Annotated in this window: 29 protein-coding genes, 1 tRNA gene and 1 riboswitch; of the genes, 16 read left to right on the top strand and 14 right to left on the bottom strand. The window is 67.3% G+C overall.

What is annotated here, in order from left to right; all coding sequences use genetic code 11:
* Position 1: 1 nt before the first annotated feature.
* Both G6N67_RS38590 and G6N67_RS38585 read right to left on the bottom strand, forming a co-directional pair.
* Positions 2 to 469, bottom strand: a complete 468-nt coding sequence (locus G6N67_RS38590) for an SRPBCC family protein (protein ID WP_036442399.1) — start codon at positions 467 to 469, stop codon at positions 2 to 4.
* Positions 466 to 1152, bottom strand: coding sequence for a DUF899 domain-containing protein (locus G6N67_RS38585; RefSeq protein WP_036442402.1), 687 nt, complete (start codon positions 1150 to 1152; stop codon positions 466 to 468). Before G6N67_RS38585 ends, G6N67_RS38590 begins: the two co-directional genes overlap by 4 nt.
* A gap of 133 nt (positions 1153 to 1285) precedes the next feature.
* Between G6N67_RS38585 and G6N67_RS38580 the strand changes: the two genes are divergently transcribed.
* Entirely contained in the window at positions 1286 to 2056 is a 771-nt protein-coding gene (locus tag G6N67_RS38580; RefSeq protein ID WP_036442405.1) for an SDR family oxidoreductase, read from the top strand.
* A 180-nt stretch (positions 2057 to 2236) separates the two neighbouring features.
* On the opposite strand, the gene G6N67_RS38575 is transcribed toward G6N67_RS38580, so the two are convergent.
* The gene (locus G6N67_RS38575) at positions 2237 to 2569 is read right to left on the bottom strand and encodes a GNAT family N-acetyltransferase (RefSeq protein ID WP_229479140.1); all 333 of its coding nucleotides are present in this window, start codon (positions 2567 to 2569) and stop codon (positions 2237 to 2239) included.
* Positions 2570 to 2970: 401 nt separating this feature from the next.
* Here G6N67_RS38575 and G6N67_RS38570 point away from each other — a divergent pair, with 401 nt between their 5' ends.
* A complete protein-coding gene (locus G6N67_RS38570) occupies positions 2971 to 3477 on the top strand; it encodes a hypothetical protein (protein WP_036442409.1) in 507 nt (168 codons plus the stop codon).
* 63 nt (positions 3478 to 3540) lie between these two features.
* On the opposite strand, the gene G6N67_RS38565 is transcribed toward G6N67_RS38570, so the two are convergent.
* Together G6N67_RS38565 and orn are read right to left on the bottom strand one after the other, a co-directional pair.
* Positions 3541 to 3616 (bottom strand) — tRNA-His (locus G6N67_RS38565).
* Positions 3617 to 3657: 41 nt separating this feature from the next.
* Entirely contained in the window at positions 3658 to 4305 is a 648-nt protein-coding gene (gene orn, locus G6N67_RS38560; RefSeq protein ID WP_036443273.1) for an oligoribonuclease, read from the bottom strand.
* A gap of 114 nt (positions 4306 to 4419) precedes the next feature.
* Here orn and G6N67_RS38555 point away from each other — a divergent pair, with 114 nt between their 5' ends.
* On the top strand, positions 4420 to 6003 hold the full coding sequence (locus G6N67_RS38555) for a helicase HerA-like domain-containing protein (RefSeq protein WP_036442411.1): 1584 nt from the start codon (positions 4420 to 4422) through the stop codon (positions 6001 to 6003).
* A gap of 84 nt (positions 6004 to 6087) precedes the next feature.
* Here G6N67_RS38555 and cmrA read toward each other — a convergent pair whose 3' ends face one another.
* Positions 6088 to 6894, bottom strand: coding sequence for a mycolate reductase (cmrA, locus tag G6N67_RS38550; RefSeq protein WP_036442413.1), 807 nt, complete (start codon positions 6892 to 6894; stop codon positions 6088 to 6090).
* A gap of 33 nt (positions 6895 to 6927) precedes the next feature.
* On the opposite strand from cmrA, the gene G6N67_RS38545 reads away from it, so the two are divergent.
* Positions 6928 to 8217: an MFS transporter gene (locus G6N67_RS38545; protein WP_036442415.1), complete on the top strand. Its 1290-nt coding sequence runs from the start codon at positions 6928 to 6930 to the stop codon at positions 8215 to 8217.
* Here the strand turns inward: G6N67_RS38545 and G6N67_RS38540 are convergent.
* Both G6N67_RS38540 and G6N67_RS38535 read right to left on the bottom strand, forming a co-directional pair.
* Positions 8214 to 9002: an MmpS family transport accessory protein gene (locus tag G6N67_RS38540; protein WP_036443276.1), complete on the bottom strand. Its 789-nt coding sequence runs from the start codon at positions 9000 to 9002 to the stop codon at positions 8214 to 8216. The two genes, G6N67_RS38545 and G6N67_RS38540, sit on opposite strands and share 4 nt — an antisense overlap.
* Positions 9003 to 9122: 120 nt before the next feature.
* Entirely contained in the window at positions 9123 to 9728 is a 606-nt protein-coding gene (locus G6N67_RS38535) for an SACE_7040 family transcriptional regulator (protein ID WP_036442417.1), read from the bottom strand.
* Positions 9729 to 9799: 71 nt separating this feature from the next.
* On the opposite strand from G6N67_RS38535, the gene G6N67_RS38530 reads away from it, so the two are divergent.
* The 8 genes from G6N67_RS38530 (at position 9800) to G6N67_RS38495 (ending at position 19395) form a co-directional block, all read left to right on the top strand.
* The gene (locus G6N67_RS38530; protein WP_036442419.1) at positions 9800 to 11353 is read left to right on the top strand and encodes a carboxyl transferase domain-containing protein; all 1554 of its coding nucleotides are present in this window, start codon (positions 9800 to 9802) and stop codon (positions 11351 to 11353) included.
* Positions 11354 to 11355: 2 nt separating this feature from the next.
* Positions 11356 to 13353 carry an acetyl-CoA carboxylase biotin carboxylase subunit gene (locus tag G6N67_RS38525; RefSeq protein ID WP_036442422.1) on the top strand — a complete coding sequence of 666 codons (1998 nt, stop codon included), beginning with the start codon at positions 11356 to 11358 and terminating at the stop codon, positions 13351 to 13353.
* Positions 13350 to 14513 (top strand): acyl-CoA dehydrogenase family protein, encoded by a 1164-nt coding sequence (locus G6N67_RS38520; protein WP_036442425.1) that lies wholly within the window; start codon positions 13350 to 13352, stop codon positions 14511 to 14513. Before G6N67_RS38525 ends, G6N67_RS38520 begins: the two co-directional genes overlap by 4 nt.
* On the top strand, positions 14510 to 14998 hold the full coding sequence (locus G6N67_RS38515; RefSeq protein ID WP_036442427.1) for a MaoC family dehydratase: 489 nt from the start codon (positions 14510 to 14512) through the stop codon (positions 14996 to 14998). The genes G6N67_RS38520 and G6N67_RS38515 overlap by 4 nt, the downstream gene beginning before the upstream one ends.
* Complete coding sequence (locus G6N67_RS38510; protein WP_036442429.1) at positions 14998 to 15810, top strand: HpcH/HpaI aldolase/citrate lyase family protein; 813 nt, start codon at positions 14998 to 15000, stop codon at positions 15808 to 15810. The genes G6N67_RS38515 and G6N67_RS38510 overlap by 1 nt, the downstream gene beginning before the upstream one ends.
* Before the next feature lie 238 nt (positions 15811 to 16048).
* A complete protein-coding gene (pdhA, locus tag G6N67_RS38505) occupies positions 16049 to 17140 on the top strand; it encodes a pyruvate dehydrogenase (acetyl-transferring) E1 component subunit alpha (RefSeq protein ID WP_036442431.1) in 1092 nt (363 codons plus the stop codon).
* Between the two features lie 6 nt (positions 17141 to 17146).
* On the top strand, positions 17147 to 18205 hold the full coding sequence (locus G6N67_RS38500) for an alpha-ketoacid dehydrogenase subunit beta (RefSeq protein WP_036442434.1): 1059 nt from the start codon (positions 17147 to 17149) through the stop codon (positions 18203 to 18205).
* Positions 18202 to 19395: a dihydrolipoamide acetyltransferase family protein gene (locus G6N67_RS38495; protein ID WP_036442436.1), complete on the top strand. Its 1194-nt coding sequence runs from the start codon at positions 18202 to 18204 to the stop codon at positions 19393 to 19395. Before G6N67_RS38500 ends, G6N67_RS38495 begins: the two co-directional genes overlap by 4 nt.
* A 2-nt stretch (positions 19396 to 19397) precedes the next feature.
* On the opposite strand, the gene G6N67_RS38490 is transcribed toward G6N67_RS38495, so the two are convergent.
* Together G6N67_RS38490 and G6N67_RS38485 are read right to left on the bottom strand one after the other, a co-directional pair.
* Positions 19398 to 20150: an enoyl-CoA hydratase gene (locus tag G6N67_RS38490; RefSeq protein ID WP_036442438.1), complete on the bottom strand. Its 753-nt coding sequence runs from the start codon at positions 20148 to 20150 to the stop codon at positions 19398 to 19400.
* A gap of 9 nt (positions 20151 to 20159) precedes the next feature.
* The gene (locus G6N67_RS38485) at positions 20160 to 20774 is read right to left on the bottom strand and encodes a class I SAM-dependent methyltransferase (RefSeq protein WP_036442441.1); all 615 of its coding nucleotides are present in this window, start codon (positions 20772 to 20774) and stop codon (positions 20160 to 20162) included.
* Positions 20775 to 20883: 109 nt separating this feature from the next.
* On the opposite strand from G6N67_RS38485, the gene G6N67_RS38480 reads away from it, so the two are divergent.
* Together G6N67_RS38480 and G6N67_RS38475 are read left to right on the top strand one after the other, a co-directional pair.
* On the top strand, positions 20884 to 21435 hold the full coding sequence (locus G6N67_RS38480; RefSeq protein ID WP_081812863.1) for a signal peptidase II: 552 nt from the start codon (positions 20884 to 20886) through the stop codon (positions 21433 to 21435).
* Positions 21425 to 21808 carry a hypothetical protein gene (locus tag G6N67_RS38475; protein ID WP_131524871.1) on the top strand — a complete coding sequence of 128 codons (384 nt, stop codon included), beginning with the start codon at positions 21425 to 21427 and terminating at the stop codon, positions 21806 to 21808. Before G6N67_RS38480 ends, G6N67_RS38475 begins: the two co-directional genes overlap by 11 nt.
* Positions 21809 to 21825: 17 nt before the next feature.
* Here G6N67_RS38475 and G6N67_RS38470 read toward each other — a convergent pair whose 3' ends face one another.
* From G6N67_RS38470 to G6N67_RS38455, 4 genes are all read right to left on the bottom strand, one after another.
* Entirely contained in the window at positions 21826 to 22134 is a 309-nt protein-coding gene (locus G6N67_RS38470) for a hypothetical protein (protein ID WP_370466312.1), read from the bottom strand.
* Positions 22135 to 22284: 150 nt separating this feature from the next.
* On the bottom strand, positions 22285 to 22905 hold the full coding sequence (locus G6N67_RS38465; RefSeq protein ID WP_229479201.1) for a hypothetical protein: 621 nt from the start codon (positions 22903 to 22905) through the stop codon (positions 22285 to 22287).
* Positions 22906 to 22935: 30 nt separating this feature from the next.
* Complete coding sequence (locus tag G6N67_RS38460) at positions 22936 to 23622, bottom strand: MspA family porin (RefSeq protein WP_036443287.1); 687 nt, start codon at positions 23620 to 23622, stop codon at positions 22936 to 22938.
* 342 nt (positions 23623 to 23964) lie between these two features.
* Positions 23965 to 24660: an MspA family porin gene (locus G6N67_RS38455; RefSeq protein ID WP_036443551.1), complete on the bottom strand. Its 696-nt coding sequence runs from the start codon at positions 24658 to 24660 to the stop codon at positions 23965 to 23967.
* Positions 24661 to 25070: 410 nt separating this feature from the next.
* On the opposite strand from G6N67_RS38455, the gene G6N67_RS38450 reads away from it, so the two are divergent.
* Entirely contained in the window at positions 25071 to 25634 is a 564-nt protein-coding gene (locus tag G6N67_RS38450; protein ID WP_051579296.1) for an Rv2240c family protein, read from the top strand.
* A 31-nt stretch (positions 25635 to 25665) separates the two neighbouring features.
* Positions 25666 to 26328 (top strand): sensor domain-containing protein, encoded by a 663-nt coding sequence (locus G6N67_RS38445; protein WP_230021859.1) that lies wholly within the window; start codon positions 25666 to 25668, stop codon positions 26326 to 26328.
* 93 nt (positions 26329 to 26421) lie between these two features.
* Positions 26422 to 26586, top strand: a riboswitch (cobalamin riboswitch).
* Positions 26587 to 26680: the final 94 nt, after the last annotated feature.

Below are 26680 nucleotides of genomic sequence, written 5' to 3'. Positions count from 1 at the left end.
CTCAGTTCACGGCACGCTCAAGAGCCGCAAGGGATTCCGCGAGGTAATCCTCGGAAAACGGTGGCATGCCGCCGATCTGGTCGGCAAAGCTCTGTGGGGTGTCGGTCCAGTCGTAGGTGAGGGTGACGTCGGTGGCGTCACCTTTGGGTGCCAGGTCGTAACGCCACCACCATCCGCCCGGCGCGTGCCGACCGGACTCGTCGAGCTGCCCGGGCAGCCAGCCGATGGTGCGGTCGGGCACGTAATCGGTGATCAGGTTGTGCATGACGTAGTGGCCGCCGGCCTGCTCCAGGAACATGTTGATCACGAACATCTGGCCTGCCGCGGTGATGGGCTCCGGATCGATCGCGTCGCGCACCCAGTCGCCGGGCTCGGTGTCCTGGTGGCGCGCCGGGTCGGCGAGCACGGCGAAGACCGCGTGGGGGTCGGCGGCGATGGTGCGGGTGACGACGAATCGTTGGTCGGTCATGCGTTTTCCTTTCCATACAGACGGGCGACGTCCGGGCTGTCGAGCCAGCCCGAGAAGGTCGGCTGTTTCGGCCACCCTTCGGGTGAGTCCTGCCATTCCTCCTGGCGGCCCCATGGCAGCAGGTCGACGAGCGCGAAGCTGTGGCTGAGCTGCTCGGTGCCGCGGCCGTTGGTGTGCCAGGTGCGGTAGACGCGGTCGCCGTCGCGCAGAAACACGTTGACCGCGAAGCCGTCACCGGGCGCGGCGTCCATGTCGGCGCCGAAACTGCTCTCGGCTGACGAGTACCAATCCATCTTGTTCCCGACTTTGTCACGGTAGGCGAGTGCCTCGTCGATCGGTCCGTTGGTGACGATCACGAAGCGCGCGTCGTAGTTGTCCAAGAAGTCCAGCCGGGTGAACTGGGACGTGAAGCCCGTGCACCCGCCGCACTGCCACTCGGCACCGTCGGTCCACATGTGGTGATACGTGATGAGCTGCGAGCGGCCGCCGAACACATCGGCCAGCCGGATGGGTCCGTCCGCCCCGATCAGCGTGTAGTCGGGCAGTTCGACCATCGGCAGGCGCCGGCGGGCCGCGGCGATGGCATCCAGTTCCCTTGTCGCGGCCTTCTCTCTGCGGCGCAGGTCATCGAGTGCGGCGCGCCAGGTCTGCTGGTCGACTACCGGTGGTTTTGCTGTGGTCATCGGCTGCTCCTCGGAGAAATCGGGTTCCTCGGTGTTGACCTGCCGTGCGGACCAAACTCATCGCACCCGGTACTGTCCCGGAACAACAAAGGCTGACCTAAGCAACATGAGCCACGGAAAGCGAGCCGATTAGATGAGTGGTGAACGTACCGATGCCGCGGGGTTGCGCCTCCTGGTTGTCGGGGCATCGTCGGGCATCGGCCACGCGGTCGCGGTCAGTGCGGCCGCGCGGGGCGCCAAAGTTGCGGTGGCGGCCCGGCGGCTGGCCTTGCTGACCGCACTTGCCGAGTCGATCGGCGGATCGGCGTTCGAACTCGACGTCGAGGACGCGAGCGCGATCAACCGAGTCGTGGCCGAGGCGGCGGATGCGCTCGGCGGACTGGACGCGGTGGTGTTCACCAGCACGGTAGTCCCGTTCGCGCATATCGCGGACACCGACGTCGCGACCTGGCTGCACGCCTTCAACGTCAACACGCTCGGCGCCAACAACGTGCTGCGCGCCGCATTGCCGCACCTCTCGGCCAACGGCGTGGTGCTCATCGCGTCGAGTCACGATGTGGGCCGCCCGCGGGCCGGGGTGGCCGCCTACAGCGCCAGCAAGGCCGCCCTCGACGAGATCCTGCACTCGTGGCGCAGCGAGCATCCGGAACTGTCGATCCTGCGGGTGGGCATCGGCCCGACCGAGGGCACCGAGATCCTGCGTGGCGCTGATCGGGATCTGCTCGCCCAGCTCTTCGATTCGTGGGTCGAGCAGGGGCAGCTGCCCGAACGCATGTCGGCCCTGCAGGATGTGGCCAACACCGTGGTGTCGCTGGTCACCACGGCGCACGAAAACCCGAGCGTGGTAACCGAATACGTGCAACTGGCGCCCAGGACCAAGAAAACGTCTGCTGAGTCCAGATAGCCGGGCGAGGGTATCCAAACGCCCAGGGTGGCGCTGATCTCGAGGTCATGCGCCATGACGCCGCCGCGGTGCGTCACGAACCCGGTGCTGTCGTGCGCGCACGAACAGCTCGCGGCCTGATGCACTCTGACGTGGTCGTCGTCGCGTCGACACGACGTCAGCCGCGATTCGGGCGGTGGGCTACGGCCGCCACAACATCAGCGAATGGTCGTCGCTGAACCCGCATCGGCGGTAGAGCGGAATCGACAACTCGGTTGGGGACAGGACAACCTTCGCGTACTCCTGCCGACGGGCTTCGGCGAGCACTGTCTCGATGAGCGCCCGGCCGATGCCGTGGCCGCGGGCCGCGGGCAACACGTAGAGATGGCCCAGGTATCCCCAGATCCCGCCGGACCGTGCGACCGGGCTGGGCATCCGTTGGTGTTGCGTCAGGCAGACCATGCCTGCTGCGCGGCCGTCGCGGTGCGCCGTCCACACCGACCGCTGCTGCATCCACGAGGTAACGTCGGCCACGAATGACTCCGCAGGAAGGTTTTCGAGCGCGGCGTCAGGGCTGTTTTCTTGTGCCCAGGTCCACCGCAGCGTCGCGACGTCGGCGGCAGCGCCTGTGGTGATTACGTGTCGAGACCTCATCATCCTCGTGTGGGCAATTGGTGTTTAACGGTGTGCAGGTTAGACATTGGCGTGGATGTGCTGGACGTCGTAGTGCACGGGCAAGGGATTACCTTGAGCGCCTTTGGATTCCCAGGGCACGGCAATCTCCCCGTGGCAGTCTACTGACGGTGCACCGAATTCAACACGGGCAAGCTGTTAGCGGTCGCGTTCGCCCGCCCGCCCGATCAACGGTTGCAGTGAGGGCCGGTTGCGCCCAACAACTGACAATCGGGCACCTTTGGGCGCAATAGCATCGAACGATGGAAATCATCGGCATGCTGCTGGCGGTCATCGGCTTCGGGGTGGCAATTGAACGCGTCAACTTCCTGATGGACGACACGTCTTACGGTCCGGCGGCCCAGTCCGCGATCCTGTACGTAATCCTGGGCGTACTGGCAGGAATCATTGGGCTGTGCATGTACTTCTGGGCGCTCTCGGAGCGGCGTCATCGGCTCGCCGATTACCGGGTACTGCATGGCATCCATCTGCGTTGGCAGCGTGTCGACGGCCCGATCACCGCGATCCTGGCCGGTCGGCTTGGCGTCGCCGAACCGACCGCCGAGCAGTTGCAGCAGGTCGACGCCTCCTGGCCCGAACCGGTGCTGCGCGAACTCAACGACCGTGCGACGTTATCGCTGAACCTGCTCGGAGAATGGCGAGTGCTTTTGAAAAATGAAGGCACCCGTGCGGCGATCGAGACTCTGGACGAGATCGTCGTGCAGCGCCGCGCTGTGCAGTCCGCGGTGCGTAGCGCTTTGGGTGTTTAGCGCGGCCCCGAAAACAAACATCGCCCCACCCGCCGGATCTGCGGGTGGGGCGATGTTCTCAGTTGGGGTGGCTGACGGGACTCGAACCCGCGACAGCCAGGATCACAACCTGGTGCTCTACCAACTGAACTACAGCCACCATCGCTGCCGAGCCTTTCGGCACACGCAGCGTCGTAGATACTAACCGCTCGGACGCTCTACAGCCGAATCGTTATCCGACGCGTCGCCCGTCGGCGGCCCAAGTTCCCCGGCGATCGCCGCGATTTCGCTGGTAGAAGGCCCGGGCGGGGCCACGAAGGCCGTGGCGCGGTAGTACTTCAATTCGCGGATGGACTCGTGGATGTCCGCCAGCGCGCGGTGCGCGAGTCCTTTCTCGGGCTGACCGAAGTAGATCCGCGGGTACCAGCGGCGGCACAGCTCCTTGATCGAGCTGACGTCGATCATCCGGTAGTGCAGGTAATCGTCGAGCTTGGGCATGTCGCGGGCGATGAAACCGCGATCGGTGGCGATCGAGTTGCCTGCCAGCGGCGCTGTCTTGGCCTGCTTGACGTGGCCGCGGATGTAGTCGAGCACCATCTCCTCGGCCGTGGCGAGGTCGACTGTCGACGCGCGCACCTCGTTGATCAGGCCCGACCGGGTGTGCATCTGGGTGACGACGTCGACCATCGACGACAATGCCGCGTCATCGGTGTGTATGACCACGTCAAGGCCGTCGCCGAGGATGTTCAGATCGGCATCGGTGACCAGTACCGCGATCTCGATGAGCCGGTCGGACTTGAGATCAAGCCCGGTCATCTCGCAGTCGATCCATACCAGTTCGTCTCGCACAGGGATCCACAGTATGCCTACCGGCGTCAACCAGCCGCCCACACCCACCCGTTGCCAAGTAGTGTCAGATGCCGAGTTCGTTCGCTCGTTCGCGCACATGGGAGGGACCGCGACATGACCACCGAATCGACAGCCACCCCCGCGCAGCAGATCGCTGCCGGCTACGCGGTCGAGGGCCAGGCGTTGGAACTGGGCACCGTCGTGGTGGACGGCGCCGTCGACCCCGCTGCGCAGGTCCGCATTCCGCTCGCGACGGTCAACCGGCACGGGCTGATCGCCGGCGCCACCGGAACCGGTAAGACGAAATCGCTTCAGGTGCTCGCAGAGCAGTTGTCGGCGGCCGGCGTGCCCGTCGTGATGGCCGACGTGAAGGGCGACCTGTCGGGCTTGTCCAAGCCGGGGGAGGCCAACGAGAAGACCGAACAGCGCGCCAAGGACACCGGCGACAGCTGGGCGCCGACGGCGTTCCCGGTCGAGTTCCTGTCCCTTGGCACCGGCGGCGTCGGGGTGCCCGTGCGTGCCACGATCACCAGCTTCGGCCCCATCCTGTTGTCGAAAGTGCTGGGCCTCAACGCAACTCAGGAGTCTACTCTCGGGCTGATCTTCCACTGGGCCGACCAGAAGGGTCTGCCGCTGCTCGACATCAAGGATCTGCGTTCGGTCATCCAGTTCCTCACGAGCGACGAGGGCAAGCCCGAACTCAAAGCGCTCGGCGCCGTTTCGGCCACCACAGCGGGCGTCATCCTGCGCGCCCTGGTGAACCTGGAGGCCGAGGGCGCCGACACCTTCTTCGGTGAGCCCGAGCTCGAACCGAAGGATCTGCTGCGGCTCGACGACCAGGGCCGCGGCGTCATCAGCCTGCTCGAGCTCGGCGCCCAGGCCGCACGCCCGGTGATGTTCTCGACGTTCCTGATGTGGGTGCTCGCCGATCTGTTCACGACACTGCCCGAGGTCGGGGACATCGACAAGCCCAAGCTGGTGTTCTTCTTCGACGAGGCCCACCTGTTGTTCGCCGACGCGTCGAAGGCGTTCCTGGAGCAGGTCGAGCAGACGGTCAAGCTGATCCGCTCGAAGGGCGTCGGGGTGTTCTTCTGCACCCAGCTACCCACCGACGTCCCCAACGACGTGCTGTCCCAGCTCGGTGCGCGCATCCAGCATGCGTTGCGCGCCTTCACACCTGACGATCAGAAGGCACTGTCCAAGACGGTGCGCACCTACCCGAAGACCGATGTGTACGACCTGGAGAAGGCGCTGACGTCACTGGGAATCGGTGAGGCCGTCGTGACGGTGCTCTCGGAGCACGGTGCCCCGACACCGGTGGCGTGGACCCGGATGCGGGCACCGCGATCGCTCATGGGAGCGATCGGCGACGACGCCATCAAAGCAGCCGCGCAGGCCAGCCCGTTGCAGGCCACGTACGGCCAGACGGTCGACCGGGATTCGGCCTACGAACGCTTGGCCGCCAAGCTGGCCCCGCCGCCGGCAGAGGCAGCGGGCGGCGACGCGGGCGGCTTCGGCGGTGTCGAGGCGTCGGCCGAAGTGCCGACCATGCCGGCGCCGGCCCAGCCGGAGGAGCCCGGCTTCTTCGAGAAGATGGCGGCCAGCCCGGCGTTCAAGAGCGCGATGCGCTCGGCGGGCACTGTCATCGGCCGCGAGATCACGCGCAGCATCTTCGGCACCGGCCGGCGCCGTCGCTGAGCTTCGCCGGAACTGCATTCCCGGTCGTTAACTGTCGTCGTTAACGACCGGGAATGCAGTTCCGCGGGGTAGAGGCAGAGAAAGCTAGTCGCCGCCGAGCTTCTTGTAGACCGCGCCGACGATCGGCGTCACGATGGCCCGTGGCGCGTAGCCGCTGGCGACCGACATGGCCTTGGACGTCACCCCGGGCACCACGCGCATCTTGTTGTGTTCCAAGCCATCCAGCGACAGCTTCGCGGTGTATTCGGTCGAGATCCACAGGAAGTCGGGGATCAGCCGCTCGACCAGCGACTGTTCGGACGGGTCGGGCAGCTCGGTGCGCACGGGGCCCGGCGCCAGCACGGTGACGTGCACGCCCGCGCTCTTGACCTCACCGCGCAGCGACTCGCTGAAGGTGTTGGCGAACGCCTTCGACGCCGCGTAGGTGGCGTTGTTGGGGATCGGTGAGTTGCCCGCCGCCGAGCCGGAGATCAGGATGCCGCCGGCTTGACGCTTCACCATGCCTGGTAACACCGCGAGGACAAGGTCATGTACGCCAAGGACATTGAGCTGCACCTGGGCCTTCTCGCCTTCGGGATCCAGAGAGACGATCGGCCCGAAGGTTGCGGTGCCCGCATTGGCGCACAGGATCGAGATCTCGCGCTGGGCGAGTTCGTCGCACAGCACACCCCTTGCGGCCGGGTCGGCGAGGTCGACGGCCCGCACTTCCACGGTCACGCCGTAGCGTTCGGTCAGCCGCTGCGCCAATGAGGTCAGCACATCCTCGCGCCGCGCGGTGATGATCAGGTGGTGGCCGCGGGCGGCGAGTTCGGTGGCCAACGCCTCGCCGATGTTCTGCGAGGCGCCGGTGACGACGGCACGGGCGTCCGGACTGGGTGCGGGTACTGGCATGGTCGCAATCGTAGAAGCCATAGGGTGTCGGTCATGACCAACCCCGGGCGTGCACGGGTGCTTGCTTGGGCTTTGTGGGACTGCGGCGCTACCGGCCTGAACGCAATCGTCGTGACTTTTGTGTTCTCGGTGTACCTGACCGGGAGTGTCGGATCGGACCTCCCCGGCGACACCACGCCCGCCAGTTGGCTGGGCCGGGCCATGACCGTCGCGGGTCTCGCGGTGGCCCTGCTGGCGCCGGTCACCGGAATCTGGGTCGACGCACCGCAGCGCAGGCGGCGGGTGCTGGCCGTGATGACCGGTGCGGCGGTGGTGCTGACGTCGGCCATGACCCTGATCCGCGACGACTACCGCTATCTGTTGCCGGGACTGGTGCTTTTGGCGTGCACCGCGGCCTGTAACGAGCTGGCCACGGTCCCGTACAACGCGATGCTGCGGCAGTTGTCCACGCCGGACACGTCTGGGCGGATTTCGGGGCTCGGCCTGGCGTTGGGCTATGCGGGCAGTGTGGTGCTGCTGATGCTGGCCTACGTCGGTTTCATCGCGGGCGACGGGGACAGCCGCGGGCTACTGGGGATCCCGGCCGAAGACGGGCAGAACGTGCGCGCCGTGATGCTGCTCACCGCCGTCTGGTTCCTGTTGTTCGCGCTGCCGGTGTTCGTGGTGGTTCCGCGGGTGCCTGCCGTCGGCCCGGCCGATCGGGTCGGCCTCATCGGCGCCTATCGCAGGCTGTGGGCCGAGATCCGCGGCGAATGGCAACGCGACCGCAACGTCGTGTACTACCTGTTGGCAAGCGCGGTGTTCCGCGATGGGCTGGCCGGCGTGTTCGCGTTCGGCGCGGTGCTGGGCGTCAACGTGTACGGCATCTCCGAGGCCGATGTGTTGCTGTTCGGGATGAGCGCTTGTGTGATCGCCGCGCTCGGCGCCGTCAGCGGGGGCCTGCTCGACGACCGGGTGGGTTCCAAACCCGTCATCGTCGGATCGCTGGTCTGCCTGATCATCGTCGGCATGACGCTGCTGACACTGTCGGGCCCGGTGGCGTTCTGGGTGTGTGGTCTGCTGCTGTGCCTGTTCATCGGGCCGACGCTGTCCTCGGCCCGCACGCTCATGCTGCGGATCACCGCCGACGGCAAAGAGGGTGTGGCGTTCGGGCTCTACACGACCGTCGGCCGCGCGGCCTCATTCCTCGCGCCGTGGCTGTTCTTCACGTTCATCGACCTGTTCGGCACCGACCGCGCCGGCATGGGCGGATTGTGCGTCGTGCTCGCGCTGGGGCTGGCCGGGATGCTCGCGGTGCGTGTGCCGCACCTGGTGCGCGACTAACGCGGCGGTCCGCCTTCGCCCACACAGACCGTCAACCCCGTACCGGTCTGGTGCTGCGTCTCGACGCCGTTGACCGACACGGTGCAGGTGACCTCGGGACCGAAGTTGATGACGCTGACGCTCGCGGTCTGGGTGGCCGGCTCGGGCAGTTCGACCTGCTTGCTCCACGGCAGGATGACGTTGAACTCGGTCTGCAGCATGTTGCCGCTGTCGACGTAGGTGATGTTGATCGCGCGCCCGTCACCGGCCACCTCGTAGGTGACAGTCTCGGTGGCGCCGGGGGTGGTCGGCGTGGTCGGCGACGTTGACGGGGGCACCGGCACCGGCCGTGGTGAGCGCGACGTGGTCGGCGGGGCCGTGGTGGTCCTCGTCGGACTGGGTTCGGGGGTCACCGGCTGCGGGGCCACCACGGTTTCCTGCCGGGAGCTGTTGGCGATGACGAGCGCGATGACCAGGCCGACCACCACGAGCACCGCGACTCCGGCCAATATCCACAGCCACGGGCGCGGGCCGTCGTCGTCGGGCTCGGGCGGCGGTGGCGGGCTGCCCGGGGGTTGATACCCCGCCCCGTACTGGGAGCTCGTGTTGGCGTCGTACCCGTACGGGGCATACGGCGGCAGTTGCTGGGTGGGATTGGTTCCCGCGGTGGGCCCGGCATTGGGCACGGCCGGATACGCCGGGTTGTACGGCTGGTTCGCGTACGCCGGATCCGGATAGTCCACGGGATAGCCGCCACCAAGGGGTTGAGTCGGCTCGGACCCTTCGCGGCGTGGTGATTCCGTCATGCCCACCTCATGGCTGCAGGGTACCTGTGCGCCTGCTCAGTGTGCCGTCGTTGCAGCCCTGAGGGCTCGATGGTGCGCACGAGGTGTTCGCACACCTGATCGAATCGATGACGCAGTGCGTCACGCGGGCTCGTGCGACGCGGTGAGCGCCGCCAACGTCATGCGGCGCAGCACCGCACGTGACTGTGCTTTGGGGGCAGCCGGTTTCACGCTGTGAGGGGTCGAGTTCAGCAGACCGAAGGTGGCGTGCGCCATGACCCTTGCGTCGTCCTCGGGCAGCTGCGGATGCAGCCGGGTCAGCACCGACACCCATATCTCGACGTACTGCCGCTGGGACCGGCGCACCTGTCGCTTCGCGGACTCCGGCAGATGGCTCAGGTCGCGGTCCTGGATGCGGATCAGGTCGGATTCGCCGAACGCGAAGTCCAGGTGGAAATCGACAAGGCCGTCGAGCGCCTCGGCCGGGTCGTCGGTCTGCTCGACGACGGCGCGTGCGCCGGCCAGCAGCCGGGTGCTGATGCCCACGAGGAGTTCGACGAGCAGGGCTTCCTTGTTGGGGAAGTGCCGGTAGATCGCGGGGCCGCTGACGCCGACGGCTGCGCCGATGTCCTCCAGGCGCACCGCGAGGTAGCCCCGCTCGGCCACGAGGCGTTCGGCGGCGGCGATCAGCTGGCTGCGGCGGTCGGACTTGGCCTGGCTGCGACGGGTGACGGCGCTGGTGGACATGGCGCCTCCGGAGGGTAGACAACTCGGTTAATGGTGACTAACATACCACGAGTTAGTCGTCATTAACTCAAATGGAGCCGACATTGTCATCGCACCGTGACGAGCATCTGGCCTTGGTCGAGCAGTTGCGCACCAAACTCGCCACCGCGGCCCTCGGGGGTTCGCAGCGGGCCAGGGAGCGTCATGTGAGCCGCGGCAAGCTGTTGCCGCGGGACCGCGTCGACGGCCTGCTCGATCCGGGCAGTCCGTTTTTGGAGATCGCGCCGCTGGCCGCCAACGGCATGTACGACGACGAGTGCCCGGGTGCCGGCATGATCGCGGGCATCGGGCGCGTCTCCGGCCGGGAATGCCTCATCGTCGCCAACGACGCGACGGTCAAAGGTGGTACGTACTACCCGATCACGGTCAAGAAGCATCTGCGGGCGCAAGAGATCGCCCTGCAGAATCGCCTGCCGTGCATCTATCTCGTCGATTCCGGCGGCGCGTTCCTGCCGCGGCAGGACGAGGTGTTCCCGGACCGCGAGCACTTCGGCCGGATCTTCTACAACCAGGCGACCATGAGCGCGGCAGGCATCGCGCAGATCGCCGCCGTGCTGGGTTCGTGTACCGCAGGTGGCGCATACGTGCCCGCGATGAGCGACGAAGCCGTGATCGTGCGCAATCAGGGCACGATCTTCTTGGGCGGCCCGCCGCTGGTCAAGGCCGCGACGGGGGAAGTGGTGACCGCCGAGGAGCTTGGTGGCGGGGATCTGCACTCGAAGACCTCCGGCGTGACAGACCATCTCGCCCACGACGACCGCGACGCGCTGCGGATCGTGCGCAACATCGTCGCGACCCTCGGGCCCGCCGACCCGCCGCCGTGGCAGGTCACCCCGACCGTCGACGCCGTGGCCGATCAGGACGAGCTCTACGACGTGGTGCCGGTCGACGCCCGGGTGCCCTACGACGTGCACGAGGTCATCACCCGCATCGTCGACGGCGGGAACTTCACCGAGTTCAAGGCCGAATACGGCACCACGCTGGTCACCGGATTCGCGCGCATCCACGGGCATCCGGTCGGCATCATCGCCAACAACGGCGTGCTGTTCGGTGAATCCGCGCTCAAGGGTGCGCATTTCATAGAGCTGTGCGACAAGCGCAAGACGCCGCTGCTGTTCCTGCAGAACATCTCGGGCTTCATGGTGGGGCGTGACTACGAGGCGGGCGGCATCGCCAAGCACGGCGCCAAGATGGTCACGGCGGTGGCCTGCGCACGGGTGCCCAAGCTGACCGTGGTGATCGGTGGTTCCTACGGCGCGGGCAACTATTCGATGTGCGGCCGGGCATACTCTCCGCGGTTCCTGTGGATGTGGCCCAACGCGCGGATCTCGGTGATGGGCGGGGAACAGGCCGCTTCTGTACTGGCGACCGTGCGCGGCGACATGACCGACGAGCAGGTCGAGGAGTTCAAGGCGCCGATCCGCGCTCAGTACGAGCACCAGGGCAACCCGTACTATTCGACCGCACGGCTCTGGGACGACGGTGTGATCGACCCTGCTGACACCAGAACTGTTCTTGGACTTGCTCTTTCGGTTGTAGGCCAGGCTCCGCTCGAGCCGGTCTCCTATGGCGTATTCCGGATGTGATGATGACAGACTCATTGTTCGACACAGTCCTCGTTGCCAACCGCGGTGAGATCGCCGTGCGGGTCATCCGCACGCTGCGGGCCATGGGGATCCGCTCGGTCGCGGTCTTCAGCGAGGCCGATGCCGGGGCCAGGCACGTGACCGAGGCCGACGTCGCGGTGTGCATCGGCCCGGCGGCCGCCCGGCAGAGCTATCTCGACATCGCAGCCGTCGTGGCCGCGGCCCGCCGCACGGGCGCCCAGGCCGTGCATCCGGGGTACGGATTCCTTTCGGAGAATGCCGAATTCGCGGCAGCGCTACAGGATGCGGGCATCGTGTTCATCGGGCCACCTGCCGGCGCGATCGCCACGATGGGCGACAAGATCGCCGCCAAGGCCGCGGTGTCGGCATTCGGCGTCCCTGTCGTACCGGGGATTTCGCGCCCGGGCCTGACCGACGACGACCTGATCGCCGGGGCTCCCGACGTGGGATTCCCCGTGCTGGTCAAGCCGTCCGCGGGGGGCGGCGGCAAGGGTATGCGCGTCGTACACGACGCCGGCGAACTGCCTGCCGCGCTGGTCAGTGCGCGCCGCGAGGCCGGCGCCGCGTTCGGCGACGACACGTTGTTCCTGGAACGGTTCGTGCTGCGGCCCCGCCACATCGAGGTTCAGGTGCTCGCCGACGCCCACGGCAACGTGATCCACCTGGGTGAGCGTGAATGCAGCCTGCAGCGCAGGCACCAGAAGGTGATCGAGGAGGCGCCATCGCCGCTGCTGGACGCCGAGGCCCGGGCCCGGATCGGTGCGGCCGCGTGCGACACCGCGCGTAGTGTCGACTACACCGGCGCGGGCACGGTGGAGTTCATCGTCTCGGCCGACCAACCCGATGAGTTCTTCTTCATGGAGATGAACACCCGGCTGCAGGTGGAACATCCGGTGACCGAGATGGTCACCGGTATCGATCTGGTGGAACAGCAGATTCGCATCGCGGCGGGGGAAAAGCTGACGCTCGGCCAGGACGACATCGTGTTGTCCGGGCACGCCGTGGAGGCCCGCGTGTACGCCGAAGATCCCGCCGCAGGGTTCCTGCCCACCGGCGGACCGGTGCTCGGCCTTGGTGAGCCCGTGGGCGCCGGGGTGCGGGTGGATTCCGGGCTCGCCGCGGGCACGGTCGTCGGCAGTGACTACGACCCGATGCTGTCGAAGGTGATCGCCTACGCGGGGGATCGGGCAGCGGCGCTGCACCGGCTGGACCGGGCGCTGGCGGACACCGCGGTACTGGGTGTCACCACCAACATCGAGTTCCTGCGCTTTCTCATCGCCGACCCCGACGTCGTGGCGGGCCGGCTCGACACCGGTCTGCTGGACCGCCGCGCCCCCGAATTCGCGGCGGCGCCGGCCGGAGACCGGGAACTGATCGCCGCGGCGGCATACCAGTGGATTCGGCACTGGTCGGCGGCCGGCAACAGCGTGTGGGAGGTGCCGTCGGGCTGGCGGACAGGGGAACGGGCGCCCGCCACCTTCCGGCTGTCCGCAGGCGACCGAACCGATCACGTGTACCTCACAGGCAGCCCGGGTGACGCGGTCGCGACCGTCGAACACGGCGAAACCCACACCGTCAGCGTCGCTTTCGCCGGGGACCGGTTCGCCGTCACACTCGACGGCCTGCGCACCGAGTATCTGACCGCGACCACCGATGGCCGCGTCTGGCTCTCCGGCGGTGGCCGCACGTGGTTCGTGGACGAGGTCCGCGAAGCGCCCGTGCGTCCCGACGACGAGCACAGCGGCGACGCCGAGCTCGTCAGCCCCATGCCGGGATCCGTTGTCGCCGTTGGCGTCGACGACGGCAGCGAGATCGCCGCGGGAACCGTCGTCGTGACCGTCGAGGCCATGAAGATGGAACACGCACTCACCGCACCCGTCGACGGCGTGGCCGAACTTCTCGTCGCCGTCGGCGACCAGGTCAAGGTGGGTCAGCCGCTGGCCCGAATCACCGCTCACACACAGGAGAACGAATCATGAGCGACTTTTTGTCGACCGGAACGCTGCCCGACCACTACGAGCAATTGGCCAAGACCGTCCGCGACTTCGCCCAGAGCGTGGTCGCGCCGGTGAGCGCCAAACACGACGAAGAACACTCGTTTCCGTACGAGGTCGTCGCGGGCATGGCCGACATGGGCCTGTTCGGCCTGCCGTTCCCCGAGGAGTACGGCGGCATGGGTGGGGACTACTTCGCGCTGTGCCTCGCGCTCGAAGAACTCGGCAAGGTCGACCAGAGCGTGGCCATCACACTGGAGGCCGGCGTGTCGCTGGGCGCGATGCCGGTGTACCGGTTCGGCAACGAGGCGCAGAAGCAGGAGTGGCTGCCACTGCTGGCCAGCGGTAAGGCACTCGGCGCGTTCGGCCTGACCGAGGCCGGTGGCGGCAGCGACGCGGGGGCCACCAAGACCACCGCGAAGCTCGACGGCGACAGCTGGGTGATCAACGGCTCCAAGCAGTTCATCACCAACTCCGGCACCGACATCACGAAACTGGTGACGGTCACCGCGGTCACGGACGAGCAGGCCGGTGGCAAAAAAGAGATCTCGTCGATCCTGGTGCCGGTGCCCACCGAGGGCTTCACGGCCGAGCCGGCCTACAACAAGGTCGGCTGGAACGCGTCGGACACCCATCCCTTGAGCTTCGACGACGTGCGCGTGCCCGCCGAGAACCTGCTCGGCGAGCGCGGCCGCGGCTACGCCAACTTCCTGCGCATCCTCGACGAGGGCCGGATCGCGATCGCCGCGCTGTCGGTCGGTGTCGCGCAAGGCTGTGTGGACGAATGCGTGCGCTACGCCAAGGAGCGGGAAGCGTTCGGCGCCAAGATCGGCACCTACCAGGCGATCGCGTTCAAGATCGCCAGGATGGAAGCGCGCGCGCACACCGCACGTGCCGCCTACTACGACGCCGCGGCACTCATGTTGTCCGGCAAGCCTTTCAAGAAAGCCGCGGCCGTGGCCAAGCTGGTGTCGAGCGAGGCCGCGATGGACAACTCGCGCGACGCCACCCAGATCTTCGGCGGCTACGGCTTCATGAACGAGTACCCCGTCGCGCGGCACTACCGCGACAGCAAGATCCTGGAAATCGGCGAGGGCACAACCGAAGTGCAGCTCATGCTGATCGCGCGGGAGGCCGGTCTGTGAGCGACAAGCGGGTGATCGAGCAGCGCGGGCTGTGGTTCGAGGAGTTCGAGATCGGCGTGCGCTACTTGCACCGGCCGGGTCGCACCATCACCGAGGCCGACAACGTGCTGTTCACCACGCTGACCATGAACACCCAGGCGCTGCACCTCGACGCGGCGTTCTCCGACGCGCTGCCGCCGTTCAACGCCCGCCTGGTCAACTCGATGTTCACGCTGTCGACGCTGGTCGGCCTCTCGGTGGCCCAGCTGACCCAAGGCACCATCGTCGGCAACCTCGGCTTCTCCGAGATCGCCTTTCCCAAGCCGCTTTTCCACGGCGACACGCTCTACGCCGAAACGGAGATCACCGAGAAGCGCGCATCCAAGAGCCGCCCGGGGGAAGGCATCGTCACGTTCGCGCACACCGGGCGCAACCAGCACGGCGACGTCGTCGCGACAGCGTCGCGCAAGACCATGGTGCGCATGCGTCCGGCAGAGGAGGCGTAGTGGCGATCGCGAATACCGGCCCCGGCTGGCTGTTCTGCCCCGCGGATCGGCCCGAGCGGTTCGAGAAGGCGGCCGCGGCGGCTGACGTGGTGATCCTCGATCTCGAGGACGGTGTCGCGGCCAAGGACCGCGAAGCCGCACGGCAAGCCTTGATCGCCACGCGGCTCGACCCGGCCCGCACCGTCGTGCGGGTCAATCCCACCGGCACCGCCGATCATGCGCTCGACCTGAAGGCCGTGGCGGCGACCGACTACACCACGGTGATGTTGGCGAAGTCCGAACATCCCGACCAGGTGCGGGCGCTGGCGCCGCTGGATGTGGTGGTTCTCGTCGAGACCCCGCTGGCCGCGCTCAACGTGGTCCAGCTGGTGCAGCCCGACAACGCGTTCGCGGTGATGTGGGGTGCCGAGGATCTGTTCGCCGTGACCGGCGGCACCGCCAATCGATGGCCCGACGGCAGCTACCGCGACGTCGCGCAGCATGTCCGCTCACAGGCCCTTCTGGCGGCCAAGGCGTTCGGCAAATTCGCGCTCGACTCGGTGTACCTGGACATCAAGGATCTCGACGGGCTGCGGGCCGAGACCGACGATGCGGTGGCCGTCGGATTCGACGCCAAGGTCGCCATTCATCCGACCCAGGTGGCTGTCATCCGGGCGGGCTACGCCCCGACCGATGAGCAGGTCGTGTGGGCGCGAGCGGTGCTGGACCGGTCGGCCCGAGAACGTGGCGTCTTCCAGTACGACGGGCTCATGGTCGACGCGCCGGTGCTGCGACGCGCTGAGCGCATCGTCGCACTCGCGCCGCCCGGCTGACCGGCCACCGCGCGACACGCAGCCGATCCGTTACCGCCGATGGACGCGGTCGTATCCGATTCGGGCGCATAATGGCGGTGATGCCCCAGTGCTACGACGTACCGAGCGCATTGTCCGGCTAGCGCCTCACCCTTGCGGCTAGCCGGAGGCCCCTCACCAGGGGTTTTGCTCCATCGCCGCCGCGCTGAGCACCTCACGGACCGACGGCGGAACATGCCGTCACCGAACAGGAGGCGGTATGGCTGAGCCATCTGCGGCGCCGCTGAGCGTCGATCTTGATCCCGTGCGACTCGTCGAGGCCGACGGATCACCCACCAGCGAGACGCGCTACAGCCGTGATCTGCCGCCAGAAACACTCGGCTGGCTCTACGAGTCGATGGTCGTCACGCGTGATCTGGACTCCGAGTTCGTCAACCTGCAACGGCAGGGCGAACTGGCGCTGTTCGCGTCATGTCACGGCCAGGAGGCCGCGCAGGTCGGCGCGGCGGCCTGCCTGCGCAAGACCGACTGGTTGTTCCCGCAGTACCGCGAGATCGGCGCGTTCCTGCTGCGTGGCATCACCCCGGCCCAGATCGGTGCGTTGTGGCGCGGCAAATGGCACGGTGGCCTGCAGTTCACCGACCACTGCGTCGCCCCGGTCGCGATCCCCATCGGTACCCACGGCCTACACGCGGTCGGCGCCGCGATGGCCGCGCAGCGCCTCGGTGAGGATTCCGTGACGGTCGCCTTCATGGGCGACGGTGCGACCAGCGAGGGCGACGCGCACGAGGCCCTGAACCTCGCGTCGGTGTTCCGGGCGCCGTGCGTGTTCTTCGTGCAGAACAACCAGTGGGCGATCTCGGTGCCGGTTGAGCATCAGCAGGCCGGCCCGTCGATCGCGCACCGCGCCATCGGCTACGGCATGCCCGGTCTCAGGGTCGACGGCAACGACGTCCTCGCGTGTTTCACGGTGATGGCCGAGGCCGCCGAACGGGCCCGCCGCGGCGGCGGCCCGACGCTGATCGAAGCGATCACCTACCGGATGGGTCCGCACACCACGTCCGACGACCCCACGCGGTACCGGTCTGCGGACGCTGTCAACGCGTGGCTGGCTCGCGATCCGATCGCGCGCTACCGGACGTACCTCCAGAACGTGGGTGTGTGGACCGAACGCCTCGAAGAGCGCGTCAGCGCCCGGTCGAAGCGGTTGTGTGCCGAACTGCGGGACGCGGTGGCGGGTGCCCCGGACTTCGACCCCGCCGAGATGTTCGAAATCGTGTATGCCGAGATCACTCCTGATCTGGCCCGGCAACGGGATCAGCTGTTGGCAGAGTTGGCGAAGGAGGCGTGACCCCACATGACTCAGATCATCGACCGGCCTGCCGCTCAAGGTGATTCGCCGGAGCCGTGGGAACCGATCCTGACGTCGGTGCGAAAGACCGCCGAGCTGACTATGGTGCAGGCGATCAATCAGGCGTTGCACGACGCCATGGCCGCAGACGAGAGCGTGCTGGTGTTCGGTGAGGACGTCGCCACGCTGGGCGGGGTCTTCCGGGTCACCGAGGGGCTCTCCGAAACCTTCGGCGGGGACCGGTGTTTCGATACCCCGCTGGCCGAGTCGGCGATCATCGGGATTGCGATCGGGATGGCGATCCGGGGCTTTCGGCCGGTGCCCGAGATCCAGTTCGACGGATTCAGCTACCCGGCCTTCGACCAGATCGCAAGCCATCTGGCGAAATACCGCATGCGGACCCACGGTGACATCGCCATGCCCGTGACGGTGCGCATCCCGTCGTTCGGCGGCATCGGTGCGGTGGAACATCACTCGGAGTCCACCGAAACCTACTGGCTGCACACAGCCGGGCTCAAAGTGGTGGTGCCGTCCACGCCCTCCGACGCGTACTGGCTTTTGCGGCAGTCGATCTCGAGCCTCGACCCGGTGATCTTCCTCGAACCGAAACGGCGGTACTGGGCGCGTGAGCCCGTCGACACGAGCACTCCCGGCCTGCCCATAGGCCGGGCTGCGGTGCGCCGCAACGGTACTGACGTCACGGTGATCACCTACGGCGGTTTGGTCGCCACCGCGCTGAACGCGGCCGAGTCCGCGGCGGCCCGCGGCTGGAGCCTCGAGGTGATCGACCTGCGCACGCTCAACCCACTCGATTTCGACACCGTCGCGGCCTCGGTGCGCCGCACCGGGCGCGTCGTGGTGATGCACGAGGGCCCGCGCACATTGGGGTTCGGCGCCGAACTGGCCGCCCGGATCTCCGAGGAGCTGTTCTACGACCTGGAGGCTCCGGTGATGCGCGCCACCGGGTTTGACACGCCTTACCCGCCGGCCCGCCTGGAAAAGGTGTGGCTACCGGGTGTCGACCGGCTGCTGGACTGCGTCGAGCGCGCAATGGAGCAGCCGTGAATCGGGAATTCCTGGTGCCCGACCTCGGGGAGGGGCTCCAGGACGCGACCATCACCAGTTGGAACGTCGCAGTCGGTGACACCGTCGAGTTGAACCAGACACTGTGCACCGTGGAGACCAACAAGGCCGAGGTCGAGATCCCCAGCCCCTACGCCGGGCAGGTGCTCGAACTCGGCGGTGCGCCGGGCGAAACGCTCAACGTCGGGTCGCTGCTCGTGCGCATCGCGACGACGGAGGCCACGCCGGCGGTCAACGGGACAGGTGCCGCTCGCAAGCCGGTCCTCGTCGGCTACGGCGCCGACGACACCATGGACACCAGCAGACGCGCTCCCGCGACGCCGTCGGAAGCTCCGCCGCCGGCGGGCCGGCCCAGGGCCAAACCGCCGGTGCGCAAGCTGGCCGCCGAACTTCACGTCGATCTCAGCACGCTGTCCCCGGGATCCGGACCCGACGGCATCATCACCCGCGACGACGTGCTCGCTGCCGCGGGCAGCTCCGAGCTGCTCGACGTGCGCGGTGTCCAGGCCGAGATGGCGCGGCGGATGACGTTGTCACGTCGCGAGATTCCCGATGCGCATGCCCGTGTCGACGTGGACTGCTCAGCCCTGGTGCGGCTGCGGGACCGGATCCGCGCGACCGACCCCGAGCTGCCGGTCACGCCGTTCATCCTGACGCTGCGGTTGGTGGTCGTCGCGCTGCGCAGGCACCTGATCCTGAACTCGACGTGGGTGGAAACCAGCGGTGGTGCGCAGGTTCACCAACACCCCGACATACACCTCGGCTTCGGGGTGGCGACGGCGCGCGGCTTGCTCGTCCCCGTGGTGCGCGACGCGCACAGTCTGAGCACCCGGCAGCTGGCCGAGGTGGTGAACCGGTTGGCCGAAGGAGCCCGGGCCGGCACCCTCACGCCCGCCGAGCTGACCGGTTCGACGTTCACGGTGTCGAACTTCGGTGCGCTCGGGCTCGATGACGGCGTACCGGTGATCAACTTTCCCGAGGCTGCCATTCTCGGCATGGGATCCTTGAAGGAACGTCCCGTGGTGGTCGACGGCGTCGTGGTGGCCCGCCCGACGATGTCGCTGACGTGTGCGTTCGACCACCGGATCGCCGATGGCGCGCAGGCAGCCGAATTCCTGTGCGAGCTACGCGGACTGATCGAGGCGCCGGAGTTGGCGCTGCTGGAGATGTAGCGCTACTTGCGCTTCGCCGCGGCCAACCGCTGTGCAAATTCCGGGGATTCGATCGACGCAGCCTGCGGGCCCAGCTCGGTGTCGACGGCGATCCGGTGTTGGTCGGAGTCGATCACACCGGGGTTCGCGGTGGCGCGCATCGACGCCTTCGTGGCGATGACGACCTCGCGGGGCGCTGCGGCCGGACCCGCGGCGAGTTCGCGGGCAGCGCCGACCGGATCACCCGCGATCGACAGTGCCAGGCCGTGGCGCACCGCGGCTTCGGCGTCGAACCGCATTCCGAACAGCAGCGCCGCCCGGGCCACCTGCGGGCCGACGGCGCGTTGCAGCATCCACGTGGCACCGCCACCGGGATGGATGCCGAGTTTCTGGAATCGCGGATCGAACAGGGCCGCAGGCCCGGCGATGCGGACATCGGCGGCCAGCGCGAGATTCAGGCCCGCGCCGACGGCCGCGCCGTTGACTGCGGCGATGGTCGGCAGCGAACAGTGCGCGACGGCCAGGAAACCGTCATAGATCTTGCGCAGCCCGTCCTCGGTCGCTGCGCCCAGCGCGGTGAGATCCGCGCCTGCGCAGAACGCCTTGCCCGCGCCGGTCACGATCACCGCGTGCACGTCGGGGTTGGCCTCGACCGACTCGATCGCGGCACACAATCCCGCCGACATCTCGAAGGTGACCGCGTTGCGGCGGTCGGGATCGTTCACAGTGATGAGTGCGACGTTGTTGTCGATCTGCGTGAGGACGAGTTCGGACACGCGCTGAGCCTAGTCCTTGTGCGGGACCGGCCACCGCAGCAGATAGCGGTAGTACAGCCCGCGGCGGATCGAAGCGCCGGGCAGGACCTCGTCCGCGACCTGGCGAATCTCGTCCAGGGTTTCGGTCGGCCTGGCGACGGCCACCCCGACGTCTCTGGTTTCGCCGTGCAGCCGCGAACCGATCCGCACCGCGGGAAGGCAGAGTCCAGACCAGAGCCAATCGCGCAGTGCCCGGTTCGCGGACAGCCCCACCACGGCGATCTCGCCCTGCGGCGTCAGCAAGCCGCGTGCCTTGGTGAGGCCGGACCGGAGATCCATGTGGTGCAGGCTCGCAACCATGGTGATCAGGTCGTACCGCCGTTCTCCGGGGTCGAAGTCTTCGAAACTCGTCTGGGTCACCGTGACATTCGGGTAGTCGGCCAGGCGCAGCCAAGCACGTTGCAGCGCATTCGATTCCGGGTCGATCGCGGTCACCGATCGCGACACGGGCGCCAGCCGCTGGGACAGCAGGCCGTCCCCACAGCCGACGTCGAGGACATCGCCGCGGTGGCCGGCGGCGATCCTCGTCAGCCACGGATGGTAGGCGGTGTTGTGATTCCAGTAGTCGTTGTTGGGCGGTGTCACCCCTTCGACTGTGCCATCGATCGCGCGGCACGCGTGGCGGCCTCAGTGTTCACCCGCCGGATGCGTCGGTGAAGTGGCTGGTCGTGACGTTCCGGCGGATAATGGGCCGGTGACGGCCGACATGACGAGCATGCCTGCCGCCGCGGCGATTATCGGGGCAGCGCCCACGCGCCGGAGGCTTCTGTTCGTGGTCGGCGCGGCGGTTCTGCTGGTCGACGTGGGAACCAAATCACTGGCGGTCGGCCTACTCGAGCCCGGTCACGCGGTCTCGTTGGTCGGCGACCGGCTGGTGTGCGTGCTGACCCGAAACGCAGGCGCAGCGCTGTCCATTGCCGCGGGCAACGCCGTCCTGCTGAGTGTGGCAGTCCTGATCACGGTGGTGGCAGTCGGCGCGCTCGGTTGGCGTGTGCGTTCGGCGGGGTGGGCGCTGGGGCTCGGCATGGTGCTCGGGGGCGCCACCGGTAACCTGGTCGATCGAGTGTTCCGGTCACCGGGTCCGCTGCGCGGGCAGGTGGTGGATTTCCTCGCCATCGGCTGGGGGCCAGTGTTCAACGTCGCCGACTTCGCCGTACTCGGCGGGGTGATCTGCTTGATTACGTTGTCGCTGATCGGGTCTCCGCTCGGCTCCGCAAACCAGAAGACCAGGTCAAGTGCTGGATAGCAGTCCTGAAGAAAAGGCTCCGTGGCATGAGCGACCGCTTGCGGCGGCCGTCGCAGGTATCGGCGGCGTGGCCGCGATCGGGGTGTTGGTCCTCGCGGTCGTCCTGACCTCGCGCCACTCCACGCTGCCGCCGACGACCGGGGACGCCACGACGACAGTCTCGGCGACCACGTCGCCGCCTCGTGCGCATTCCACGCCATCGACGTCGGCCGGCACGCCGCGAACCGTCCCCGTCACCACCAGTGAGGTGGTGGTTTCGACGGCGCCGCCACCGGAGCCGGCAGAACCACCGGCGACGACGTCGGCGCCACCCACCACCACGATGTCGAATCCGTATGCGACGACGACGGTTCCCGCCGCAGGGGCCTTCTGACGCCGGGGTCTGGGCGGTCAGCCGAAGATGCCGAACGGACCGAAGATGACGCCCGAATCGTCGGGCTCGTTGGGGCACGAGACGTCGACATAGACCGTCGTCGACGATCTGTCGGCCGGCGGTGCCGAGCGATCCGGGTTGTGTATCCCGGTGACCCGGCACTCCGTCAGTGGCATCGAACTCTTGCCGCCGACCCAGTTGATCTGTACGTCGTAGCCCTGATCGGTCAGGTGAGCCATGACGGCGTCAGCCGATTCTGAGGTCGGATCGGCTGCAGCCGGTGGCACGGTGCCGAGAAAGCCTGCGAGCGCTGCCGAAAGTAGCACGCCCAAAACGAGTTTCGGCCGTATCGAGGTAGCAGGCACAAGACCCTCCCAGTGGCCGGATCTTGTGCCGGCGCATGCCCGCCGGCGGCCCCGGCCGTCACCTACGAGTTTATGCCTGGGTGCAGGAGGGCCGGTAGCCGTTCCCGGTCGTCAGGGCGCCGGAGGTGTAGCGGGATCGAGCGGGGGAGCGGCCGGGTCCGGGGCCGGCGGGAGGTTCTGGACCAGACCGGGCGGGACATTGGTGCCCGGTGGCGGCGCCGTGCCCGGCAGTGGCTCACCGAGTTGCTGCTGGGGCATCTGCCCGAGCAGTGACCCCTTGAGGTTCCCGTTTTCGTGGAGCCGATGGATCTGCCTGAGGAAATCGAGGCCCGAGATGTCGGAATTCTCTTGTCCCGGAGCCACTCCGACCACTGTGCCCTGACCGGGTGCCGAGGGCACCTCGTTCTGCTCGACCAGGTACCCGTTGTTGAATGCCCGCATGCTCGGCGGCGTGCCCGGAGGGCCGCCGGGTGTCGCATTCTGCGCGAGCAGATTGTTCGGGTTGAGATCGACGCCCTGGGGCAGACCGAGGGGTCCGTTGGTGGGCGTGCCGGTCTGTTCCAGGAGCGAAAGTCCGTTGGGGCCCAACGGCGCACCGATGCCGGGCACCACGGGGCCTTGCGGCGGTGGCGGAGCGGGGAGTGCGGGGTCGGCCGGAGCGACCGGTTCCGGGTCGGCGGCGGCGGTGGCCGATGAGGCGACCGCCGCGCCGAGCACCAGAAGACCGGCCACCGCCACACGGTGTGTCCGATTCATGAGGTCTCAGACGGCCTTGGTGACGCCGTAGTACGCGACGACGTCGTCGGTGTCGGTGGTCGAGCTGGTCAGGATGGCGTAGGAGCGCAGGAAGGACTGGCCGACGCAGCCGTCGAGCTTGATGTGGACATCCTTGACCGTGACGCGGACGGGCGCGGCCTTGAACGACTTCTTGTCCACCGAAACGTTGTTGACGGTGCCCGGCTTGAGGTGGATCTCGATGGTGCCCGAGAGGGGCACGCTCAGGCCGGTCGGGATCAGGCCGCCCAACGTGGAACCGGAGGTACTGAGGCCCACCGAACCGATCAGACGCACCTGACCCAGCTCGATGCCGCAGCCGATCTGGTAGCCGGTGTCGAGCGTTCCGCCGTTGAGGCTGGTCTTGCCCGAGCCGCTCACGGTTCCCGTGAACGTTCCGGCGACGAGGTACTCGCGGGACGATACGGCGGTGGTGAGCGGGGCGACCGGCAGCTGACTTTCATTCGACGCCGCCACGGTGAGCTTCCACCCGTCCGGCGTCGTCACCACACCGGGTTCGGCGGACGCGACGATTCCGTTGTCGGGTGGCGGTGGGGCGTCGGCGACCGGGACGGCCGGGTCCGGCGGCGGAGGCGGATCAGCCGAGGCAAGGGGCGCAACCGCGACCGGGGCCAACATGCAGACTGCAGCCAGGGTGGCAAAACGATTCAACATGCGTGAACTTGCGCCTCTCATGGAGTCTGAATCCCTCTGGATCGACATCGTCGCCGGAAAGCCCAAGGGAAACAAGGAATCTGTCGCGACGAATCATGTATGGGGTTGGTTTCGAATCGGTGAACGGCGGACCAACGGACCACACCGCACTCCCGTCCAATGAGCGTGCCCAGACTGTGTGGTTCCTGAAAATTGACTGCGCAACAATATAATTCGTGGTGAGCTGAACTGATGGCAACGAATATGATTGGACGTCAATAACTTTGGCGCGGCCAAACGCAAAAAGGCGCGGCAGAACCGGATGTGGAACCGGTCCCGCCACGCCATTTGGCGCGGCCAAGATCACACCGCCTTGGTGACTCCGAGGTAGGTGACCACATCGTCGGTGTTCTCGGTCGAGGCCGTCAGGGTCGCGTACGACCGGATGAAGGACTGGCCGGCGCACTGGTCGAACTTGATCCGTACACCCGTGATGGTGACGCGGGTCTCCGAACCCTTGAACGACTTCTTGTCGATGGGAACGATCGTCACGGTGCCCGGCTTGAGGTACACCTTGCCCTGGAGGTTGATACCGGTACCGAAGCCCACGTCGGTGGCCGCACCGGTGAACGGAATCTTGATCGACGGGGAAAAGCTTGCGCCAGGGTTGATTTCCATCTCGTCCGAGACGATGCCGCAGCCGATTTGTTCGCCGGCCTCGAGCGTGCCACCCGTGAGCTTGGTCTTGCCGGAGCCCGAGATCTTGCCGGTGAACGTTCCGGCGACGAGGTACTCGCGTGACGATACGGCGGTGGTGAGCGGGGCGACCGGCAGCTGACTCTCGTTGGCGCCGCTGACCGAGACGTGCCAGCCATCCGGGGTGTCCAGCACGCCCGGGGCGGCCGAGGGCACCGCGCCGGTGTCAGGCGGTGGGGGCGGGGCGTCGGCGACCGGGACGGCCGGGTCCGGCGGCGGAGGCGGATCAGCCGAGGCAAGGGGCGCAACCGCGACCGGGGCCAACATGCAGACTGCAGCCAGGGTGGCAAAACGATTCAACATGCGTGAACTTGCGCCTCTCATGGAGTCTGAATCCCTCTGGATCGACATCGTCGCCGGAAAATCCAAGGGAACCAAGGAATCTGTCGCGACGAATCATGTATGGGGTTGGTTTCGAAATGGTGAACGACGCCCCAATAGTTCCCGCCACGTAGCCATCTGGCAGGCAGCTTCCGGAAGCTGTGAGTTTTCTGTCAATACCCTGCGGGTCAACGCAATTCGTGTTTGATCAAGGCTGTGCGGATTTGGACACGCAATGGACCGCACGCCGCGTTCGGGTGTTCGTCGGCCGTTCACCATCCGGACATGTGACCCGCAGACCGTAATGCGACGACGCCAGCAACGGCTGATTGCATAGCGCCGACCCGTGCCGTGCCCGGCCGGGGTGGCGACTATCTACTACGGAGGTACAGGTGAGGACATCACACCTTTGCGGGCGGGGACTGGCGGCCTGCGGTATCGCGCTGGCCATTGGACTTGCCACGCTGCCACCGGCATTCGCCGACCCGGAGGGCGCCACCCAGTCCGACGCCGGCCCGGTGGAACCCCCACCGGCGGCGCCGCTGCCGGCGGGAGCCCCCGCGCCTGCCGGCGATGCCGACCCTGCCGCGGTGACCGCGTGCACTGCATTCGCCGACGCGCTGGACAATGCCTCGGTGTTCTACGGTGACTTCGCGGACACGATCGACGGCACCGCGCGGCCCGATTACTCGGATCCGGTGGTGAGCATGACCAATGTCAGTGGCCGCACCGCGCTTCGGGAGTCGGCCGCACAGGCGATGAGCGCGGCAGGGACACCTGGGCTTTCGCCCGACATCGCCGGTCCGATGCGCTCGTGGTCACTGGATGCGACCAAGCTGCTGGTCAAGATGGGGCTGCGCGGCAGTGGCGACACCTTGAACGTGACCGCCAATGAGCTCAACGAGGACGCCCACAATGCCCAGATGGCGTGCGCGCTGGCGGGCACCCATGCGTGAGGCCCCACGTCGGGGCAAGGTGTTGCGTTGTGTGGCAGGAATATTGCTCGTCGCCCTGGCCATTGCCGCATGCTCTGACAAGGGCAATGCGCAAGAAGCAGCGCCCAAGGTGATCGGAGACACCGACCTCGACGCGCTGCTGCTCAAACCCGAGGAGGTGAACACCCTGATGGCCGCGCAAGGGATGACTCCGCACCCGGTGGTCACCGTGATGGGCGACCATCGCAACCTGCTGCCCAACCTCAACTGCCTCGGGGTGTGGCAGGTCAACGAATCGGCGATCTACGGCGACGGTTGGACCGCGATGCGGCAACAGCTGCTGCGGTCACCTGACGCCGATGACTGGGACAATCTCGTTGTGCAGTCGATCGTTTCGTTCCCCTCGGAGCAGGACGCCCGCGATTTCTATCGTCAGTCGGCCGACCGCTGGGCCAAATGCTCGGACCACAACGTGAACATCAACCTCAACGGTCAGCAGTTGCCCAAGTGGCACAGCGGGGCCCTCACCGAATCGAACTCCGAACTGTCGATGCCGTTCACGCGCAGCGCGGGCGAACAGGTACGGGCGTGTCAGCGGGCGCTGGCCGTCGAGACCAATGTCATCATCGACGTGCAGGCCTGCAAACCCGCGGCGTCGGATGTCACGCAGGCGACCATGGTGGCCGACACGATCAAGGCGGCCATCCGTCGGTGAGGCCGTCACCGCGGCAACGTGGCGGAGTAGTCTGGGCGGCGCAGCTGGTTTGTCGGCCCCGGTGATGACCGGGATCGACACCGAACGTCGCGCGCTGGTACAGGCGCGGTGTGAGAGGGAACCCGGTGGGAATCCGGGACTGTCCCGCAGCGGTATGCAGGAACGACCGCCGTCATCAGCACTGGCCCTCCCGGGCTGGGAAGCGACGGCCACTAGGAGCACATTGGTGCGCGCCTGCGAGTCCGAAGACCTGCCAGCCGTACCGGGCGCGCCGCGTCCGGTGGCTCATCGCCTCGCGGAACAGGCAGTGGCCGAAGCGGTGCACTCGTGGCGGGCGTACCGTCCTCGGCTC

The sequence above is a fragment of the Mycolicibacterium mageritense genome (genome assembly GCF_010727475.1).
Lineage (GTDB): Bacteria > Actinomycetota > Actinomycetes > Mycobacteriales > Mycobacteriaceae > Mycobacterium > Mycobacterium mageritense.
This window is presented reverse-complemented; position numbering and strand designations above follow the sequence as displayed.